This window comes from Nocardiopsis protaetiae (genome assembly GCF_045446735.1).
Lineage (GTDB): Bacteria > Actinomycetota > Actinomycetes > Streptosporangiales > Streptosporangiaceae > Nocardiopsis > Nocardiopsis protaetiae.
The window spans coordinates 19,895-37,683 of sequence record NZ_JBJJBV010000033.1; the positions used below are offsets into that span (position 1 = coordinate 19,895).

Here is a 17,789-nt window from a genome sequence, read left to right on the forward strand (position 1 = left end):
TCTCACGGGAGCGCGGACCCCGCCGGAAGCGGTCCGGCGGGGTCCGTCGACGTCAGCGTCCGGCCTTGGCGGCGCTGGTGCGGACAGCGGCGACGACGGCCTCGGCGGTGATGCCGAACTTCTCGTACAGAGTCTGGTAAGGCGCGGAGGCCCCGAAGTGTTCCAGGGACACCGATTCGCCCGCGTCGCCGACGTAGGAGCGCCACCCCAGGGCGATCCCGGCCTCGACGGACACGCGGGTGCGCACCGACGGCGGCAGGACCTCCTCGCGGTACTCCTCGCTCTGCTCCTCGAACCACTCCACGCACGGCATCGACACCACGCGGGTGGGCGTACCGTCCGCCTCCAGCTCGGTGCGGGCGGCCAGGGCCAGCTGCACCTCGCTGCCGGTGGCGATGATGATCGCCGCGGGGGTGCCGCCGGTGGCCTCGGCGAGGATGTAGCCGCCCTTGGCGGCGCCCTCGGCCGGGGCGTACTCGGAGCGGTCCAGCACCGGAACGTTCTGGCGGGTCAGCGCCAGGCCCGCCGGGCGGTCGGAGGTCTCCAGGATGCGGTGCCAGACCACGGCGGTCTCGTTGGCGTCGGCCGGGCGGACCACGTCCAGACCGGGGATGGCGCGCAGCGACCACAGGTGCTCGACCGGCTGGTGGGTGGGGCCGTCCTCGCCCAGGCCGATGGAGTCGTGCGTCCACACGTAGGTGACCGGCAGCTTCATGAGCGCGGCCAGGCGCACCGACGGGCGCATGTAGTCGCTGAACACCAGGAAGGTGCCGCCGTAGGGGCGGGTCGGGCCGTGCAGGGCGATGCCGTTGAGGATCGAGCCCATGCCGTGCTCGCGGATGCCGAAGTGCAGCACCCGGCCGTACGGGTTGCCCGGGAACATGGCGCTGGCGCGGTCGAAGGGCAGGAACGACGGCTCGCCCTTGGGCGTGGTGTTGTTGGACCCGGCCAGGTCGGCGGAGCCGCCCCACAGCTCGGGCAGCACCGGGGCGACCGCGGTCAGGACCGCGCCGCTGGCGCTGCGGGTGGCCACGCCCTTCTCGCTGGGCTCCCAGCTCGGCAGGGACTTCTCCCAGCCCTCGGGCAGCTTGCCGGCCTGGAGCCGGTCGAACAGCTCGCCCCGCTCGCCAGCGCCGCTGCGCCAGGCGTCGAAGTGGGTCTCCCACTCGGTACGGGCGGCACGCCCCCGCTCCAGCGCGGCGCGGGTGTGCCCGATGACGTCCTCGCCGACGTGGAACGGCTCGTCGGGCAGGCCGAGGATCTCCTTGGTGGCGCTGATCTCGGCGGCGCCGATGGCCGCACCGTGGATGGCGCCGGTGTTCTGCTTGTTGGGCGCCGGCCAGCCGATGACGGTGCGCAGGCGGATGAACGTCGGGCGCTCGGTGTCGGCGTTGCCGCGCCGGATCGCCTCGAACAGGGCCGGGACGTCCTCGACGTACTCGCCGGTGGCGGTCCAGTCGACCTCCTCGACGTGCCAGCCGTAGGCGCGGTAGCGCTCGGCCACGTCCTCGCTGTGGGCGACGCTGGTGTCGTCCTCGATGGAGATCCGGTTGTCGTCCCAGATGAGGGTGAGGTTGCCCAGGCGCTGGGTGCCGGCCAGGGCGCTGGCCTCGTGGCTCACACCCTCCTGCACGTCGCCGTCGGAGCAGATGGCGTAGACGTGGTGGTCGAAGGGGCTGGCGCCGGGGCCGGCCTCGGGGTTGAACAGGCCGCGCTCGCGGCGGGCCGCCATGGCCATGCCGACGGCGTTGCCGACACCCTGGCCGAGCGGGCCGGTGGTGGTCTCCACGCCGGGGGTGTGGCTGAACTCGGGGTGTCCCGGAGTGCGGCTGTCCCACTGGCGCAGCGACTTGAGGTCGTCCAGCTCCAGGCCGTAGCCGGCCAGGTAGAGCTGGATGTACAGGGTCAGGCTGGAGTGGCCCGCCGACAGGACGAAGCGGTCGCGGCCCACCCACTCGGGGGCGGCCGGGTCGTGCCGCATGATCTTCTGGAACAGCAGGTAGGCGGCCGGGGCCAGGCTCATCGCGGTGCCGGGGTGTCCGTTACCCGACTTCTCTACGGCGTCCATCGCCAGGGCGCGGACCGTGTCGACGGCGCGGCGGTCGAGGTCCGACCACTCCAGGGCCTGCGGGGTGTGGGCGTTCACGGACTCTCGTTTCTCCTTCTCGGGCACGTCCCTAGGACACGGACGTGCGGTCGGTGGCGCATCGGTCGGCACCGCCGCCGGGCACCCCCGACGGCCGCCACCGGGGCGGGAGCGTCAGGGGGAGCGCGGGGGTGACCTGCGATTGTGCGCGGCCGCCGGACCGCGGATCCGGGGCCTCGGCGGGGAAGCGCCGGGGCGTGCGGTACCGCTGACCGGTTCGGCCGACTTCGAGCCTATCGCCCGTAACCGGAGATGTCGTTGCCCGACACCGTGCATCGGGGCCGGTGGGGCGGCCGGGGAGGGCGCGTGGCGACTGGCGGGGCGCAGGGGCGTGTGCGACCCTGCTGTCACCCGGCGCCGCCGCCGACCGCAGCGAGGGGCCGAAGGACCTGGGACTTTCGCATCCGAGGGGGCTGGTCATCGGCCCCTGCGAACAAGTACTACAGTATGTCGTTGACGGGGTTTCCGCCGATCCTGACGCTTTCGTCGGTCCGCCCGACCCCGCGTGGCGAGCAGTGTCGAAGACCCTAGAGTTGTCGAGGTATCCGCGTGTCTGAAACCGAGCCGGTGCCCCCCGTGGCAACGCGAGTGAGCCGTCCGGCCGTGAGGACACGGTGACCCATGGCCCTCGCTGACCCCGCGCCCCGCACCACGCCCGACGCCGCCCCCGAGGCCCCCCGCAAGGTCTCCTTCGGCGAGTACGTGCGTGCCTACGTGGCGCTCTCCAAGCCCCGTGTCATCGAGCTTCTGCTCATCACGACCATCCCGGTGATGTTCGTCGCCGCGGGCGGCGTCCCCCCGCTGTGGACCGCCGTCTACACGCTGCTGTTCGGCACCATGTCGGCGGCCAGCGCCAACGCGATGAACTGCTACATCGACCGCGACATCGACCGTGAGATGCGTCGCACCCGCCAGCGCCCCGGGGCGATGGCCGTGGTGACGCCGCGCGGCGCCCTCGTGTACGGCCTGGTCCTGGCGGTCGGCTCCACGGTGGGCTTCGCCCTGCTGGTGAACCTGCTGTCGGCGGCCCTGTCGGTCTTCGCGATCCTGTTCTACATCTTCGTCTACACCCTGCTGCTCAAGCGCCGCACCGCCCAGAACGTGGTGTGGGGCGGCATCGCCGGGTGCATGCCGGTCCTCATCGGCTGGTCGGCCGTCACCAACAGCCTGGACTGGGCGCCGTTCGTGCTCTTCCTGGTGGTGTTCTTCTGGACGCCGCCGCACACCTGGACGCTGGCGATGCGCTACCGCGAGGACTACGCGCAGGCCAAGGTCCCGATGCTGCCGGTGGTCGCCAGCGACCGCCGGGTGCTGCTGGAGTGCGTCCTGTACAGCTGGGCGACCGTGATCGTGTCGCTGATCTTCTGGCCGGTCGCCGGGACCACCTGGTTCTACGGGGCCGTGGCGCTCGTGCTCGGCCTGCTGCTGATCGTCCAGGCCCACCGGCTGCTCCAGCGCTCCCTGGCCGGGGTGAGCGGGGCCAGGCTCAAGACGATGGGCTTCTTCCACCTCTCCAACGCCTACCTGGCGCTGCTGTTCGCGGCCGTGACGGTGGACCCGCTGATCGCGAATCTGCTGGCCTGACCGGCTCCTGCGAAGCCGTACCGCGGCGGCGCCCCTCTCCGACGAGGGGCGCCGCCGCCGTCGTTCCCCGGGCGTTCCGGGCCCACGTGTTCCGGACCCGGGCGTTCCGGGGCGGCGCCTCAGCGGAGCGGGCGCATCTCGGCGAAGAAGCAGCCGAACACCACCGCGCGCAGGTGGACCAGCGCCACCCCGGGGTCGGCGAACAGCTCCGCCAGCAGCCCGTCGACCTCCCCGGCGCGCTCGGTGGGCAGGTCCACCGTGCGGCCGCCCCGGATGCGCCCCCGGGCGTCGTAGGCCCGCAGCACCCGGAGGGACCCGTGCAGCTCGATCGGGTAACCGGTCCCCTCCGGCCCGTCGCACGGGTCCCCGTGCACGAAGACCGGCCCGACCTCGTCGTAGGGGCCCGGGTCCACGCCCCGCTCCCGGGCCCAGGCCCGCAGCGGTGCGTAGGAGACGAGCATGATGCGCTCCCCGGCCCGGCTGCGCCGCAGGCAGCAGCGCAGCGGGGCGCCCCCCTCGGGGTCGGTGCAGGCCTCCCGGACGCGTCCGGCGTCGTCGCCGACGCGCAGCCGCTCCAGGACCTCCGGCGCGATCGCCCGGGTCTCGAATGACGGGACCATCGGGATGCCGTGGGTATCCGGTGGTGCCGCCATCCGGGCGGTCCGGGGTTCGGATGACGTCGTCATCCGGATGGCGGGTGTCCCCGATGGCGCGGCCATCGGGATGGTCGGGGTTTCTGGATTCTTCGTGGTCATGGGTGGAGCATCGCCTGTCCGCGGCCGGAACACCGGCGGTCATCGGACATCTCATTGGGCGCGGATTCGATCAGGGGCCGCACTCCTGTCACAGGAGGCCGCTATAACCTCAGACATGTCCACGACCTCCCCACATGTCACGGAACCGATCTGGACCGAGGGTCCCGACGGCTACTCCCTGGCCATCGAGGGCACCGCCCTCGCCTGCCGCAACGCCAAGGGCAAGCGGCTCAAGACCGTCCCCAAGAAGGTGCGCGAGTCCGAGCAGGCCCAGCGCCTGACCGACGTGCTGCTGTGGCTGGAGCGCCACGAGCGCGACTGCGCCGCCCGCGTCGAGTCCTGGCTGCTGGGCTCCCTCCCCGTCCCGGCCACCGTGCTGGCGCGGGTGTGGGCCGACCCCTCCTGGCAGGGCCTGCTCGCCGACCTGTTCGTCGTCCCCGAGGGCGGCGGCGAGGGCGGGTTCCTGCGCGGCGTCGACGACCGCGGCCGCATCGGCGTCCTGGACCTGGACGCCGAGAGCACCTGGCTGGACGCCGACCGGGTCGTCCCCCTGCACCCCGTCCTCATCGAGGACCTGGACGACGTGCGAGAGTTCGCCCTGGAACTGGGCATCACCCAGCGGCTGCCCCAGCTCACCCGCCAGATCCACCGGCTCCCCGACACCTTCGACGCCGACGCCACCCGGGTGGACGACTACGCGGGCGGGCGGTTCGAGCAGCTGCGCCACGCCTCCGGGCTGGCCCAGCGCCACGGCTTCCCCGTCCGCGGCGGCTACGCCACCTGCCGCGTCGTCGAAGGCGGGCGCCCGGTGCAGGCCCGCTTCTGGATCGGCGCCGACGCCCCCGACTGGGAGACCGAGACCGGACCCCTGGTGTGGGTGGACGACGACGAGCGCGTCCTGAAGCTCTCCGAGGTCGGCCCCGTCTCCTGGTCCGAGGGCGTGCGCATGGCCGAGCTCATCCACGCGGGCCGCAAGAACACCGAGGAGAAGCAGTGACCACCCCCAGCGAATCCCTCCTCGACGCCGGTCTGGCCCCGCTGGACGCCACCGTCGACGGGCACACCGACACCGTCTCCGCGCGGGTGTACACCCACCCCGCCCTGGGCGACCGCGCCGTCGTGCGCCTGGTCCCCGACGCCCTGGCCCCGGCCGAGGACTCCGCCATGGACTTCCTCGGGTTCGCCGACGGCGACCGCTCCGAGCCCCTGGCCCTGACCCGCCCGCGCGGCCTGGGCTACCCCGAATGGGCGCTCGTCCACGACCCCGGCCGGCGGGCGCAGGCGCTGGCCCTGGTCCGCCCCATGGAGAAGGCCGCCCGGCTGGCCGCCACCCGCCCCGGTCCGGCCTCCGACGAGTTCGCGCGCATCGCCGCCGAGGTGCCCATCCAGCACCTGCCCGCCTACTGGGAGCAGGCCGGGCGGGCCTTCCTCGCCGCCGGGAACGCCCGTACCGCCGCCATCATGTTCGGCCGGGCCCGTGAGGCCGAGCAGGTGTACAGCCTGCCGGTGGACGAGGCCACCCGGCGCGAGTCGTTCCTGGAGTTCGCGTTCGCCGGGGCGCTCACCGTCAAGGCCCTGACCGCCCACGCCGCCGAGCTGTCCGGCCGCTACACCTCCGAGCGCGCCTACACCGAGTTCCGCGAGCTGGCCGTGCGCCGCACCCTGGGCGGGCTGCCGCCGTGGACCGGGATGCTCAAGCAGATGCGCTCCCTGGCCAAGGCCGCCGGGATCGACCAGAACGCGCAGGAGCGCGACCTGCTGCGCGAACTGCTGGCCGTGCCCGCCACCTCCTCCGCCCCCGAGGGGTTCTGGAAGTCCGCCCGGGCCACCCTGGTCGCCCTGGGCCGGGAGGACGCCGAGACGGCCCGTGCCCTGCTGGGCACGTTCGTCGACGCCGGAGGTTACGGTGACACCGGCTTCCACGCCTGGTGGCTGGAGCTGCTGTCCGAGGCCGGGTCCGTGGACCTGCTCGCCGACCCCGCCCAGGCCGTGCCCGGCGGCGCCGCCGGATGGCTGAGCCGGATGGTCTCCCACACCCGGGGCTGGAACCGTCCCCTGCCCGCCGGGTTCCTGGAGCTGACCACCCGGATCGCCGACCGGCTGCGCGCCGACGGCACCCCCGTCGACCTCACCCGCGGCAAGGGCTACTACGTGGGGAGCATCCCCGCCGACCTGCTCGACCTGTGCCTGGAGCTGGGCGTCCCGGTCTCCGCCGCCGACGCCCCCCACACGGGCCGCCGCCACCTGGACCTGGAGGCCTGGGTGGACCACGTGCGCGGCGGCCCCCGCCGCGACCTGCGGTTCCTGCGCGCGGACCCGGCGTGGGAGCCCCTGGTGGGCCAGGCCGTCGCCTCCTACCCCGGCGGCTACGGCGGCGGGCGCCGGGTGCTGGAGAACCTGTTGCCCTTCGAGTACCTGCACCCCTACATCGAGCGGCGGCTGGACGTCCTCACCGGTGCCCTGAGCGGAGGACTCCTCCAGGTGCGCGAAGGCCTCCAGGACCTGCGCAACGAGGTCGACGGCGGGGTGTTCCGGGCCTTCCCCGAACACCTGGCGCGGCTCGCCTCCCTGGACGTCGCCGACCTGCTGGCCACCACCCTCAACGCCGGGATCGTCGACGAGTACTCCTGGCCCGACCTGGAGGAAGCGGCCCGCGACCTGGGCGCCCACGGGGGCGGGGGGACCAGGCTGACGGGCAGCGCCAGCTGGCCGTACTACACGCTCACCTCCAAGGACCGCGCCATCGCGGTGGGGCCCGGGGGCCGTGCCGCCGAACACACCCTGGTCCTGCCCAAGGGGGCGAGCGACCCCATCGCGTTCTACGTCCAGGAGCGGTTCCTGGTGGCGTACGAGCAGAACCACGAGCAGTTCGGATACTGGTCCGACGCGCCCGGTGAACGGCTCTCCTTCAACTATTCGTCGGTGGTCTACAGCGGCCGGTGGAACAACGACCGGCCCGGCATGGCCCAGCTGACCGCCGACGGTGCCCGCATGAACGGCGGGCGTGCGTTGCGCGCCGGGGACCCCGACGGCCCCCGCGGCCGCCACGTCCTCTCCGACGGGAACACCTACTGGACCGACCACGACGGCAAGGACGGCCTCGTCGAGATCGATCCGGCCACCGGCGCCCGGGGACGCAGCAGCCTGCCGGCCTTCCTGGAGGAGCTTCCGCTCCGCTCCGGGGAACGGCTGCTGGAGACGCTGTCCAGCCTGGCACCGCTGCCCGCGCCCGTCTCCGGCGGGCCGCTGGGCGACGCCGCGGGACCGGCCGGGTTCGCCGTGCTGTCCGGGACCGACTCCTACCGGGTCGTCGCCACCGACGGACGTGAGCTCGAACTCCGGTTCACCGGGCGGTCGCGGCGCGACATTCCGTGGCCGATCGGCCTGTTCACCCCGCCCGGTGGGCAGACCCGTGTCCTGGGCACCGACAACGGCGTGGCCCTGCTGGACACCGAGGGGCACCGGATGTGGAGCTGCCACATCGGCGGGGCCTGTGACTGCACCGCCAAGTGGGGCACGCCCTACCTGCCGCCGACACAGTTCTGGTACTTCATGGGCCCGCGCGACACCGGGGCCTCCGCCCGCCTGCGCACCGTGCACGGCGCCGACCTGAAGGACCTGGTGGCGGCGGCCGAGGCCGAGCGTGACGCGTTCGGGAAACCGCGCCGCTCCAACCGGTACTCGAACCCTCACCCCGGTACCGGGACCGCCCCGGCCTCCGGCGCCGTTGCCGACAAGCTGCCCCTGAGCCGGGCGGCGGCCGACGCGCTGCTCCCCGGCGGGGCCGGGGGGAGCGCACGGGACCGGATCGCCGACGGCGTCACCGGCCTGGCCTACTCCGCCGCGCTCCTGCGCCGGGACCTCGACGAATACCTCAAGGGCGCACGCCGGGTCCAGGAGGCGGACGCCTCCGAGCCCGAGCCCGCGGAACTCCTCCGGGCGCTCAACCGCTTCCTGCCCCAGCTGCGGACCGACGGCGACGTGCGCGGCCACATCGAGGCCACCTCCCGCTTCCTGCGCGGGGAGGGCGACACCGACCGGCTGCGCAGGCGGCCGCGCCCCAGCATCGACTGGTCCGGGCTGCCCGGGGCGGTCGGGCAGCTGGCCTGGTCGGCGGCCTCCCCGCTGACCGCCGAGGAGGAGCGCGCCGCCCTGGCCGACTTCCTCGCGCGGTGGGCGGGCACGGTGTTCGCCGACCCGGACGTCGAGCTGGACCTGGGGGCCGTGGTCTCCGCGGAGAGGCGCGACCCCACCGCGGTGGGCGCCGACGGCGGGCGCCGGGCCGGCCTCGACCTGGTCCCCGACCTCTCCGACCGGCCCAAGAGCAAGGACGAGAAGCGTTCCCAGTGGTTCGCCGAGGTCCGCTCGGCAGACCCCCTGCCCCTGCCGGAGGGCCTGCGCGAGGTGCGCCGCACCCGGGTCGCCCCCGGCTGGGGCACCGCCGCGGCGATCACCGCCTTCCTGGCCGCACTGGCCGAACGCGGGCCGGTGACCTGGGACGAGGAGGCGGTCGGTGTGCTGGCCGAGCGCACCGGGCTGCCCCCGGCGGCCGCCGCCCTGCTGCTGCACCAGCGCTTCGACGCCAACGCCGTCTCCACCGAGGACCGCAAGGCCATGGGCCTGAGCGAGGCGCAGCTCGTGGTCGGCGCCCAGGAGCTGGGTGTGGGCCGCCTGGACCGCGAACTGTGGTCGGCGCTGTACCGCGACGCCCTGCCCGCCGCGGAGGACGTCGCCGACCTGTGGTCCCCGGCCGGGACGCGCGCCGCCGCCGAGCGGCTCGCCGACGCCTGGAACCACCTCAGGGGCGTGCGCGCACCCCTGCCGGAGACCGTGCTGGACGCCCTCAACGCCTCCTGGCGGCCCGCGTCCTCCGAGACGCTGCGCCTGCTGGCGGACCCGTCCGCTCACCCCGCCCTCACCCAGGACGCGCGCTGCCACCTGGCCGTCGAGGAGAACCGCGGGCGCACCGACATCGTGCTCAAACGCGCGCCCGAACAGGCCTGGGAGCTGGACGGCCTGCTCCGGGAGTTCGCGCTGCTGGTCCCCTGGGTGTACGCCGAACTCCCCGCGGGCGACCCCGTCCGCGCGGCCGTCCCCGAACTGCTGCGGACCGTGCGCGCCCGCCTGGAGGCGCCCGGACTGCTGCTGCGGGCGGGACACCTGTGGCGGGAGGACCACACCGAGATCGGCGAGCGGATCGGCGGCGAGCCCTACCGGGCGCCGGGCACCACGGGCACCGCCGTCCAGGGCCGGGACAACGGGACCGTGGTCATGGCCCAGGACGGCTATTCGCTGGGCCTGTGGTTCCGCCCCGCCCGCTTCGACGACGGGGTGGACTCGCACGCGTTGCGGGCCCTGCTCCAGGAGGGGGAGTACCCCCAGTACGGCCACTCCTCCGTCAGGCACGTGGACGTGCTGCGCAGCCCCGGCTACACGGCGATCGCCGAACGCATCGCCGCCGAGGCCCTGCCCGCGGGCGCCCGCGAGTACGACCCGGCCGCCTCCGTGCCGGAACTGCTCGCCGAGGCCGCAGGGACGCTCGGGCTGTCCGACGACGCCGCCCGGCTGTACCTCCAGCTGCTCGCGCTCCTGGAGCCCACGGACAAGAAGATCCGCGCCGTCAACGGGTGGACCCCCGCCCGGCACAAGAAGGCCCAGGCCGAACTGCTCGAACGCGACCTGGTCATGACCGCCAAGCGGTCCCGGGCCGGTCGCACGGTCTTCCTGCCCGGGGAGTGGACCGACATCAAGCAGGGGCCCGACCTGCCCTTCGAGACCTGGAAGGCGCCGCTGTACGGTCTCATCGGGGTCGGCGACAACGTGTACGGCGTGTACGGCCCGGTCCCCGGCCGCCACCTGCCGCCGCGCCCGCTCCCGGAGATCTTCACCGAGGCGTGGCGGCGCACCCGGGAGGGCGACGCCCCGACCCTGTGAACCCGGGCGCGGTGAGCCCCGCCCCGGTCCCGGCGCGACCCGCCGGGGCCGGGGCCCTCCCGGCCCCGCCCACCCCTGCCCCTGCCATCTCCGCCACTCTTTTCACCCCCTCCACCTCTTCACCCCCACTCCTTCACTCCCGAACCGACACCTTCCGAGGAGCCCGTGGTGCCCGAGCCCACCACCGATGTGCAGATCGAACCCGCCGAGCGGCACCACGCCGAGGAACTCGCCTTCCTGGCCGCCCACGACACCGGGCCGCGCCCGCCCGGGTGGGCGCTCACGCCACGCGCCGTGGTGACGTTCATCGCCGGGAGCGGCGGGGAGCGGCTGCGCCTGCCCGAATCCGTGGAGGGGCTGCCCGACACCCTGGAGATCCCCGCCAAGTTCGTCGGTGACCGCTCCCTGGTGGAACGCTGCGTCGTCACCCTGGCCGGGGAACGCGGCCTGCTCCTGGTCGGCGAACCCGGCACCGCCAAGTCCATGCTGTCGGAGCTGCTGGCCGCCGCGGTCTGCGGCACCGGCGCGCTCACCGTGCAGGGCACCGCGGGCACCAGCGAGGAGCACCTGCGCTACGGCTGGAACTACGCGCTGCTGCTCGCCAAGGGGCCCGTCCCCGAGGCGCTGGCCCCCTCCCCGGTGCTCACCGCGATGCGCACCGGCCGCATCGCCCGGGTCGAGGAGGTCACCCGCTGCCTGCCGGAGGTGCAGGACGCCCTGGTGTCGATCCTGTCCGACCGGCGCATGTCCGTCCCCGAACTGGACGACGAGGGCACCTTCCACGCCCGGCCCGGGTTCAACGTCATCGCCACCGCCAACCTGCGCGACCGCGGGGTGTCGGAGATGAGCGCAGCGCTCAAGCGCCGGTTCAACTTCGAGGTGGTGCCGCCCATCGCCGACCCCGCCGCCGAGGTGGCGCTGGTGCGCGACCGGGCCGGGGCCGCCCTGGCCCGCCACGGGCACGCGCTGCCCGTGGACGACGCCGTGCTGGAGGCCCTGGTCACCGCGTTCCGCGACCTGCGCTCGGGCACCTCCGTGGAGGGCTGGCCGGTGGAGCGGCCCACCACCGTCATGAGCACAGCCGAGGCCGTCGGCGTCACCACCTCCCTCGGGTTGCAGAGCGCCTACCTGGGCGTGACCGACCCGCTGTCGCTGCTGCCCGGCTACCTGCTGGGCGCCGTCCGCAAGGACGACCCGGAGGACCAGGGGCGGCTGCTCGCCTACTGGGACTCCACCATCCGCCACCGCGCGGAGAACGGCGCCCGCATGTGGCGCCGCCTGTACGAGCTGCGCCACGTGCTGGGGGAGTGAGTTGACCACCTCCTTCGTCGAGGCACCCGAGGCCGTGCTGGAGGCGCTGGCCGAGTGCACCGCCCCCTACCTGGTGGGGGTGCGCCACCACTCGCCGGTGCTGGCCGCGGCGGTGCCCGCCCTGCTGGACGCCGCCGACCCGGACGCGCTGTTCGTCGAGCTGCCCTGGGAGGCCGGGCCCTGGCTGGAGTGGCTCGCGCACCCCGGCACCGAGGCGCCCGTCGCCCTGGTGTTCGGCGGACCCGACGGGGGCGGGCACGCCTTCTACCCGTTCGCGGACTTCTCCCCGGAACTGGCGGCACTGCGCTGGGCCCGCAGCCACGGCGTCCCGGTGCACGCCGTCGACCTGCCGGTCGCGGTGGCCGTCCCCGCCGAGGGGCCGAGTGCCGACTCCGGCCTGTCGGAGGCGCTGCTGCGCGCCGCCGGGGTCGATGACGGCGAGGAGCTGTGGGACCGCCTGGTGGAGGCCCGCTCCTACGGCGCCGACCCCGAGCGCGTCCGCCGCGCCGCCCTGGCCCTGGGCTGGGCCCACCGGGCCGCCGACCCCGACGGCCCGGGCCCGCGCGACCGCGCCCGCGAGGCGTGGATGCGTCGCCGCATCGCCGAGGTGGGCGCCGCCCGCCCGGCCGCCGTCGTGGGCTCCTACCACGCCGCCGCCCTCCTGCCCGACCCCGCCCGGGCCGCCCTGCACCAACTCCTCCCCACCGGCTTCACACCCTTGGCCACCGCTCCCTCGTCGCCCCCCGTGCCCGAGGCGGCGAACGGCGCCACCCCGGACCCCACCGGCAGCGATGACCCCACCGGTACCGGCGATCCCACCGGCACTGCCATCCCCGCGGGCAGCGGGGCGGCGAACGGCGCCGCCTTAGACCTCACCGGCAGCGACGACCCCACCGGCACCGGCGATCCCACCGGCGGCGACATCCCTACGGGCAGCGGGGCCGCATTCTCGGCGGCGGCGTCGTTGGCGGCGTCGGCGAGCCCGGTCGAGCTGCCCGCCGCGGAGACGGTGCCCGTGCCCGCGCCCGGGGAGCACACCGACGGTGTGATCAGCGCTCTCATCCCCTACACCTTCGCCCTCCTGGACTCCCGGTCCGGCTACCCCGCCGGGATCCGCGACCCCGAGTGGCAGCAGGACGTGCACGCAGCGGGCGGCGACCCCCACCGGGTGGAGGAGGCCGCGATCCGCCGCCTGGCGGGGATCGGCGCCCGGCTGCGCGCCGACGGCCACGTGTGCGGCGTCCCCGACACCGCGGCCGCCTACCGGCTGGCCCGCGACCTGGCCGCCCTGCGCGGCCTGCCCGCACCGGGCCGCCGCGAGCTCGTCGAGGCGCTCACCACCGCACTGGCCCAGGGCGAGCCGCTGGGACGCGCCCGGGCCCTGGCCCGTGCCGCGCAGAGCGAACTCATCGGCACCCGGCGCGGCCGGCCGGCACCGCAGGCCCCCGCCTCCGGGCTGGGCGTGCACGTCGCCGCCCTGGTCGCCCGGCTGCGGCTGCCCGGCCCCGACGACGAGCGCCGCGAGCTTCGCCTGGACCCCGAGCGCTCCCCGCTGGACCGCGAGCGGCACATCGCCCTGCACCGCGCGTCCGCCGCGGGCATCGCCTACGCCGACCCCGTGGCGGGCACCGGACCCACCACCGACGGCGAGACCCTGGGCCGCACCTGGGAGGCCCGCTGGACCCCCTCCACCGGGGCCACGCTGGAGCTGGCCGCCTGTTACGGCACCACCCTGGAGCAGGCCGCCCGCGGCCGCCTGGCCGCCCGGCTGCGCGACCACGGGGGCGACCTCACCCCCGGACTCGCCGGCGACCTGCTCACCCGGGCCGCCGAGTGCGCGCTGCCGGACCTGGCCGCCGAGCTGGGCGCCCGGATCCTCGCCGAGGTGCTGCCCCGGGCCGGCCTGACCGACGCCGTCACCCTGCACGACCGCCTCCAGCGGATCGTCGCCGGACGGGTCCCCGGTCTGCCCGAGGCCCCCGAGTCCCTGGTGCGGCTGCGCTCCCGGCTGGCGGAGGCCGCCATCGCCTCCGTGCCGGGCATGGCGGGCGCCACCGGCCGGGACGACGCCGAGTCCCTGCTGCGCGTGGTGCGGATGGTCCAGGACCAGGCGGCCCTGCCCGGCGCCGTCGGTCCGCACCGGCTGCTGTGGCAGCTGCGGTCGCTGCTCGCCGAGGGCGGACCGCTGGCCCAGGGCGCCGCCCTGTCCGCCCTGCTCCTGCTCGGGGCCACCGGCCCCGGGGAGGCCGCCGCACGCCTGGCGGGGTGGACCGAGGACGCCTCCGACGGCACGGCCCTGGCCCGTCGGCTCACCGGCGCCCTGGTGGTGGCCGCGCCGGTGCTGGAGGCCGACCCCGCGCTGCTGGACACCCTCACCGAACGCGTGGAGGGCTGGGACGACACGGGTTTCCTCGCCCGCCTGCCCGCGCTGCGCGAGGGCTTCGACGCGCTGTCCACCGCGGCCCGCGGCCGATTCCTGGACGCGGTCACCGAGCGCCTCGGCGAGGTGGACACCGACCTCACCGTCTCCGCGGCCCTGGCCGCCGCCCTGACCGACGCCGACACCACCGCCCGCACCGCGGTGAGCACCCTCCTGCCGACCCTCCTGGCCGACCTCGCCGCCGCGGCGGCCCACGACACCACCCGCCCGCGTGCCGAGACAGGCACCCGCCCGGTCGGAGGCGATCCCGAAGGGGACACCGCCCGGCCCGGCCCGAACACGGCTGCTGCGCCCGACTCGACCGCAGACGCTCGGGGAGGCCGGAGCACGGGCGCCCGCGCCGGGGTCCCCTCCGCTACCGAGGAAGGGAGCGCCACCGCGACGGGCGGCGCGGACGGGGGCGCTCCGCCCGCGGGCGCCGGACCGGGGGGACCCGCCGCCGCGGCGGGCGGGAACGTCTCCGCCGCGACGAGCGGCGCGGACCACGTTGCGGACCCCTCGGGCGACGCGGACCCCTCCGGCGGTGCGGGGGAGCGGGAGCGGCGGGGGAACACGACGGACACGTCCACGGTCGGGGACACGGAGACCTCCTCCACAGGGGGCGAACTGATTTCAGTCTGCCCCGGCCAAGGGGCCCCGGGCCGGTTGTCCACAGCCCCACTTGCGGCGACTTCCGAACCCCGTGCCATCGGCGCCGCCGACCGCTGGCGGCTCGTACTCGGCCGCGAACCGCAGGGCGGCTCCGCGCCCGCCCGCCGGGCGGGCCGCGCCCTGGACGAGCTCTACGGGCGCGGCCACGGCGAGGGGTCCCAGGACCCCACCGGCGGCCGCGGCCGCCCCGAGCCCGCGCCGCGGGAGTGGTCCGAGGAGCTTGAGGCCCTCTTCGGCGCCACCGTGCGCGAGGAGGTCCTGGGCCGGGCCGCCGAACGCGGCCGCAGCGACGTCCTCGACCACCTGGACCCCGACACCGTCACCCCCTCGGTCGACCTCCTCGAACAGGTCCTCTCCCTGGCTGGAGCCCTGCCCGAGGCGCGCCTGGCCCGGCTGCGCCCGCTGGTCAAGCGCATCACCGACCGCCTCACCGCCGAACTCGCCCGCCGCCTGCGCCCCGCGCTGACCGGCCTGTCCGTGCCCCGCCCCACCCGCCGCCGGGGCGGCCGCCTGGACCTGGGCCGCACCGTCCGCGCCAACCTGCACACCGTCCGCCCCGGCCCGGACGGGCCGGTGCTCCTCCCCGAACGGCCGGTGTTCGCCACCCGGGCCCGGCGCAGCGCCGACTGGCACGTGCACATCGTCGTGGACGTCTCCGGGTCCATGGAGCGCTCCACGATCCACGCCGCCCTGGTCGCCGCTATCCTGCACGGCCTGCCCGCGCTGAGCGTCTCCCTGACCGCGTTCTCCACCGAGGTCATCGACCTCACCGACCGGGTCCACGACCCCCTGGCCCTGCTGCTGGAGGTCGCGGTGGGCGGCGGCACCGACATCGGCGCGGCCCTGGCGCACACCCGCTCCGCGGTGCGCGTGCCCGGCCGCACCATCGTCGCCCTCATCACCGACTTCGAGGAGGGCGGCAGCCTCGGCCGCACCCTGGCCGAGGTCCGGGCCCTGGCCTCCAGCGGGGTCCACCTGCTGGGCCTGGCCGCCCTCGACCACGGCGGCGCCCCCGTGTACAACCGCGCCATCGCCTCCTCCTTCGCCGACGCCGGGATGCCGGTGGCGGCGCTGGGCCCGGAGGAGCTGGCGGCGTGGATCGGTGAGAAGGTGCGCGGTTGACCACCCTGGAAGGACCCCCGATGACCGACCGGCCCCGGATCGCCCCCGAGCTCCTCGCGGCCCTGGTGGAGGCGGCACCCGCCCGGGTGCGCCGCAAACTCGACGCCGCGCCCCGCGCCGCCCAGGAGTGGACCTGGACACCGGGGGACGGAACGTGGACCGTCGCCGCGGGCGGCGAGACCGTCACCCTCACCGGTGCCGACCTCACCGACCCCGTCCAGACCGTGTGCACGTGCCTGCTCTCCCCGCGCTGCCTGCACCTGCTGTCGGTGGTGTCCCTGCTCGACGCCACCGCCGACGACGGCCCCGCCGACGCCCCCGATGCCCCCGACACCTCCGCCACTCCTGACGCCCCGGGCGCTCCCGATACCGCGGCCACCACCGCCACCACGGCCACCGCGGGGGAGCGGCCGGCGGAGCCCGCCGGCCTCGACCCCCTGGCCGAACCCGTCGCCGTGGACGGCCCCGCCCGGGCGGCCGCCCGCGCGGCCTGGGACGCGGCCGCCCGCATCCTGGCCCGCGGGGTGCGCGCCGCCGGGTCCTCCGGCCGTGCCGAACTCCTGCGCGCCTCCGCGCTGGCCCGCGCCGCCCGCCTGCCCCGCCTGTCCGCCGCCTGCGTGGCCGTGGCGGCCGGACCGCGCGACCACCCCACCGCCGACTTCGACCTGTCCGCCTACACCGCCTCCCTCACCGCCCTGCTCGACCTGGCCTGGCGGCTGGGCGGCGGCCCCGAGGGGGAGCGGCCGGCCCCCACCCGGGCCGACGTCGGCGTGGGACGGCGCGCCTACACCGAGATCGGGTCGCTGCGCCTGTACGGCCTGGGCTGCGAACGCGTCGTCACGGCCTCGGGGTACGCGGGCGTGGTCACCCACTTGGTGTCGTTCTCCGGCGGCGCGCCCCGGGCGTGGAGCGTCTCCGACATCGCGCCCGGCGGCCCGGAGCGGGCGTCCGCCGCACACGGCTCCCGGGTCTCCTTCGGCGGGACCGCGCTGAGCCACCGCGACCTGGGACGGGCCGCCCTCATCGCCCAGCGGGTGGGCGCCAGCGCCGACGGGCGGCTCAGCGGGATGTCGGCCACCACGGCCGCCACCGCCGACGCCCCGCCCTGGGACGGGGGACCCCTGGCGGCGCTGTGGGAGCGCCCGGCGGCGGAGCAGATCGCGGACGCGCTGGCGGCCCTGGCCGCGCCCACCCGCCGCAGCGGCGCCGACCTGGTCTTCGTCGAGTTCACCGTGGTCGGGCCGCACCCGGAGGGTGCCGAGGTGACCATCGACGGCCGCGGCCACGTCCTGACCGCCGACGGCGCCCGGGACCCGCTGCGGGCCCGCAACCTGGCCCGGATCGCCCGGGACCCGGGGACGGTGCTGCGGGCCATGGCCCGCCCGGTCCTGGAACGCCCCGGCCGCCTGGTGCCGATCACCGTCGGCGATCTGCCCGACCTGCCGCAGGCCCGCCGCGGCCGCGCCGACCTGTCGATGGACACCCTGCGCTGGGCGGAGCCGACCCCGGCGGCACAGGCGCCCGCGGCCCCGCCACCGCGGCCCGCCCCCGATCCGGGGACGGCGGTGCTGGCCCGCGTGCTGAGCCGCCTGGCCGAGGCGGGCCGGGAGGCCGCCCCCGCCGACTCCGGGACCCGGCTGCGCGACCGCCACCTGCCGACCGGCGCCGACCTGCTCGACGCCCTCACGGCGGCCGCCCGCGAACGCGTGCGCACGGCGACGGGGGAGTCGGCGGCCCCGCCCCCGGACCGGCTCGCCCTGGCCTGGCTGGCCGCCTCGACCTACCTCACCGCGGTCCGCCACCGCCTGCACACCCTCGCCTGGGGCCTGTGACCCCCACCGGGTAG

Annotated in this window: 8 protein-coding genes; 6 read left to right on the forward strand and 2 right to left on the reverse strand. The window is 75.8% G+C overall.

The window, feature by feature from the left end; genetic code table 11:
* Window positions 1–52: 52 nt before the first annotated feature.
* Window positions 53–2,146, reverse strand: a complete 2,094-nt coding sequence (tkt, locus tag ACJOT3_RS08095) for a transketolase (RefSeq protein WP_406970442.1) — start codon at window positions 2,144–2,146, stop codon at window positions 53–55.
* A gap of 621 nt (window positions 2,147–2,767) precedes the next feature.
* Here tkt and ACJOT3_RS08100 point away from each other — a divergent pair.
* The gene (locus ACJOT3_RS08100; protein ID WP_406970444.1) at window positions 2,768–3,730 is read left to right on the forward strand and encodes a heme o synthase; all 963 of its coding nucleotides are present in this window, start codon (window positions 2,768–2,770) and stop codon (window positions 3,728–3,730) included.
* A 119-nt stretch (window positions 3,731–3,849) separates the two neighbouring features.
* Here the strand turns inward: ACJOT3_RS08100 and ACJOT3_RS08105 are convergent, their stop codons facing one another.
* Window positions 3,850–4,350 (reverse strand): DUF1203 domain-containing protein, encoded by a 501-nt coding sequence (locus ACJOT3_RS08105; RefSeq protein ID WP_406970446.1) that lies wholly within the window; start codon window positions 4,348–4,350, stop codon window positions 3,850–3,852.
* Between the two features lie 250 nt (window positions 4,351–4,600).
* Here ACJOT3_RS08105 and ACJOT3_RS08110 point away from each other — a divergent pair, with 250 nt between their 5' ends.
* The 5 genes from ACJOT3_RS08110 (at window position 4,601) to ACJOT3_RS08130 (ending at window position 17,775) form a co-directional block, all read left to right on the forward strand.
* The gene (locus tag ACJOT3_RS08110; RefSeq protein WP_406970448.1) at window positions 4,601–5,482 is read left to right on the forward strand and encodes a DUF4132 domain-containing protein; all 882 of its coding nucleotides are present in this window, start codon (window positions 4,601–4,603) and stop codon (window positions 5,480–5,482) included.
* Window positions 5,479–10,419, forward strand: a complete 4,941-nt coding sequence (locus tag ACJOT3_RS08115; protein WP_406970450.1) for a hypothetical protein — start codon at window positions 5,479–5,481, stop codon at window positions 10,417–10,419. Before ACJOT3_RS08110 ends, ACJOT3_RS08115 begins: the two co-directional genes overlap by 4 nt.
* Window positions 10,420–10,587: 168 nt before the next feature.
* The gene (locus ACJOT3_RS08120) at window positions 10,588–11,730 is read left to right on the forward strand and encodes an ATP-binding protein (protein ID WP_406970452.1); all 1,143 of its coding nucleotides are present in this window, start codon (window positions 10,588–10,590) and stop codon (window positions 11,728–11,730) included.
* Between the two features lies 1 nt (window position 11,731).
* A complete protein-coding gene (locus ACJOT3_RS08125; RefSeq protein ID WP_406970454.1) occupies window positions 11,732–15,943 on the forward strand; it encodes a DUF5682 family protein in 4,212 nt (1,403 codons plus the stop codon).
* A 20-nt stretch (window positions 15,944–15,963) separates the two neighbouring features.
* Window positions 15,964–17,775 carry a hypothetical protein gene (locus tag ACJOT3_RS08130; RefSeq protein WP_406970456.1) on the forward strand — a complete coding sequence of 604 codons (1,812 nt, stop codon included), beginning with the start codon at window positions 15,964–15,966 and terminating at the stop codon, window positions 17,773–17,775.
* The last annotated feature ends 14 nt before the right edge of the window (window positions 17,776–17,789 follow it).

Bases quoted from the DNA above. Each gene is read 5' to 3' on its own strand.
- ACJOT3_RS08110 (WP_406970448.1), top strand. From the start codon at position 4,601: ATGTCCACGACCTCCCCACATGTCACGGAACCGATCTGGACCGAGGGT.
- ACJOT3_RS08105 (WP_406970446.1), bottom strand. From the start codon at position 4,350: ATGGTCCCGTCATTCGAGACCCGGGCGATCGCGCCGGAGGTCCTGGAG.
- ACJOT3_RS08100 (WP_406970444.1), top strand. From the start codon at position 2,768: ATGGCCCTCGCTGACCCCGCGCCCCGCACCACGCCCGACGCCGCCCCC.
- ACJOT3_RS08130 (WP_406970456.1), top strand. From the start codon at position 15,964: ATGACCGACCGGCCCCGGATCGCCCCCGAGCTCCTCGCGGCCCTGGTG.